Origin of the sequence: Kitasatospora sp. NPDC057512, assembly GCF_042802135.1 — a bacterium.
GTDB lineage: Bacteria > Actinomycetota > Actinomycetes > Streptomycetales > Streptomycetaceae > Kitasatospora.
Genome location: NZ_JBHVET010001005.1, coordinates 1 through 2,427 on the forward strand (window position 1 = coordinate 1; position 2,427 = coordinate 2,427).

Genomic DNA, 2,427 nt, shown 5'->3' on the forward strand with positions numbered 1-2,427 from the left:
TGACAGGGTGCCCGCCCACCGGCGTGTTCGGGTCCGGACGGCCTCGCGGCGCCTTCGGACGGCCTTCAGGCGGCCGTCCGGCGCCGTCCGGGGCCGGGGTCGGGGGTCAGGGGCAGCGCACGACCTGGCCGGCGTAGGCCAGCCCGCCGCCGAAGCCGAAGAGCAGGACCGGGTCGCCGGGCGAGAGCTCGCCGCGCTCGACCAGCTTGGAGAAGGCCAGCGGGATGGAAGCCGCCGAGGTGTTGCCGGAGTGGACCACGTCCCGGGCCACCACCGCGTCCTCGCCGAGGCCCAGCTTGCCCGCGATCGCGTCGATGATCCGCAGGTTGGCCTGGTGCGGGACGAAGCCCTTCAGCTCGGACGGGGCGATCCCGGCCCGCTCGCAGGCCTGGCGGGCCAGCGGGGCGAGCTGGGTGGTGGCCCAGCGGAAGACCGACTGGCCCTGCTGGCTGATCACCGGGTCCCAGCCGGTGATCACCACGGCGTCGCCCCGCTCGGGCTCGGAGCCCCAGACCACCGGCCCGATGCCGGGCTCGGCGCCTTCCTCCTGGGCCTCGACCACCGCGGCGCCCGCGCCGTCGCCGAAGATCACGCAGGTGGAGCGGTCGGTCCAGTCGAGCGTGTCGGACATCCGCTCGGCGCCGATCACCAGGGCGCGGCGGGCCGAGCCGGCCCGGATCGCGTGGTCGGCGGTGGCCAGGGCGTACGAGAAGCCGGAGCAGACCGTGTTGATGTCGTACGCGGCGGGCGAGCGCACGCCCAGGCGGGCGGCCACGGCGGCGGCGGTGTTGGGGCTGCGCTCGATCGCGGTGCAGGTGGCGACCACGACGAGGTCGATCTCGTCCGCCGTCCGGCCGCTGTTGGCGAGCGCCTTCTGCGCGGCCTCGGTGGCGAGGTCGACCAGGGTCTCGTCCTCGGCGATGTGCCGGCTGCGAATGCCGACACGGGTGCGGATCCACTCGTCGTCGGTGTCGACGAGCCCCGCCAGGTCGTCGTTGGTGAGGACCTTGGGGGGCTGGTAGTGGCCGAGTGCCACAATGCGCGAACCGCTCATACTGCCATGGAACCGGGTTACCCGCTGGTCAGCATGGTATGACCGGCGACAGGATCCGCCCCCTCGATCTGTAGGAGGTGGACAAGGGGCCTTGGGGCGCCCGGGTTCCGCGGACTTCGAGGTCAGGCCGCCAGTGCGGCGGCGTCGCCCATCACGACGACCGGGTGGGCGGCCGGGTCCAGGGTGCGGATCAGCTGGGCCATCTTGTCCTCGGGGATCGACACGCAGCCGTGGGTCGGGCCGTCGTGGTCCACGTGGAGCCAGATGCCGCCGCCCTTCTTGGAGCCCATCGGGCGGCGCGGGTCGAGCGGGGAGTTGCCGGGGACGCGGTTGTAGTTGATCGCGACCACGTAGTCGAAGGAGCCGGCCAGCTGGTCCCCGAAGAAGCCCGTGCCGGAGACCACGAAGCTCGGGTCCTTGTCGTACGGGAGCCTGCTGCCCGGGTCGGCCTTGCGGCCGCCCGCGTCGGTGAGGCTGAAGACGCCGATCGGGCTGCGCAGGTCGCCCTCGTTGTGGTCGGTGGTCCAGCCGCTCTTGCCGTTGTGGCCCTGCCAGGTCTCGCCGGCCAGCCAGCGGCCCTCGGGGGTGCGGGTCCAGAGGGTGACGGCGTTCTTGTCGGTGTTCTTGTCCTGGCCGGAGGCGACCAGCACCTGGGCGGTCTCGGCGGGGATCTGCGCGGTGAACTTCGCGCCGAGGCCGGGTATCGCGGCGACCGAGCCGTCCGTACGGGTCTGGCTGCGGTCGGCGGCCGGGGCGGCGGCCTGCCGGTCGGAGGCGGCCTGGGCGGCCGCGGGGGCCGGGGCGGGGTGGTCGGGCTTGCTGACGCCCTCCGGGCCGGGGCCGTCGGCGGCGGCGATGCCGGGCTTGGCGCCGTCCTGGCCGACGGCGTACCAGCCGGCGGTGGCGGCGACCAGCAGCGCGGTGCCGGCCATCACGGCCTTGCCGTGACGTTTCTGCTTGGCCTTGCGCCGCCGTCCCCGCGCGGCCGTCCGGGAACCCGCCACGGGAGCGGCGGGAGCGGCGGCGAGCACGACGGGACCGGGCTCGAAGGGGACGGCCTCGGGCGCGGGCACCGGCTGGTACACCGACGCCGGCTCGTACCCGCCCTCCGGCCCGCCCGGGTAGGCCTGGAACGGCTGGTCGTACGCCTCGGAGTAACCGTCAGGAGCCTGCTGGTACGGCTGGTACACGCCCTGGCCGTACTCCTGCGGGACGGGCTGCCGGTACGCCTCGTGCTCGGGGTACGGCTGCTCGTACGACTGCTGCGGCACCCCGTACACCGGCTCCCGGATCGGCTCGTACGACGGGTACTCGGTGGCGCGATGAGAACCGGACATGCTGTCGATCCTGCCAAACGCCGTACCCGTTGGTAA

At 73.8% G+C, this 2,427-nt stretch carries 2 protein-coding genes; both read right to left on the reverse strand.

Annotated features, from left to right (window positions below; all coding sequences use genetic code 11):
* Positions 1 to 106: 106 nt before the first annotated feature.
* Positions 107 to 1,054 (reverse strand): beta-ketoacyl-ACP synthase III, encoded by a 948-nt coding sequence (locus ACFU6K_RS36820; protein WP_049651545.1) that lies wholly within the window; start codon positions 1,052 to 1,054, stop codon positions 107 to 109.
* 122 nt (positions 1,055 to 1,176) lie between these two features.
* Positions 1,177 to 2,391: a L,D-transpeptidase family protein gene (locus ACFU6K_RS36825; RefSeq protein ID WP_380670676.1), complete on the reverse strand. Its 1,215-nt coding sequence runs from the start codon at positions 2,389 to 2,391 to the stop codon at positions 1,177 to 1,179.
* Positions 2,392 to 2,427: the final 36 nt, after the last annotated feature.

Bases quoted from the DNA above. Each gene is read 5' to 3' on its own strand.
- ACFU6K_RS36820 (WP_049651545.1), bottom strand. From the start codon at position 1,054: ATGAGCGGTTCGCGCATTGTGGCACTCGGCCACTACCAGCCCCCCAAG.
- ACFU6K_RS36825 (WP_380670676.1), bottom strand. From the start codon at position 2,391: ATGTCCGGTTCTCATCGCGCCACCGAGTACCCGTCGTACGAGCCGATC.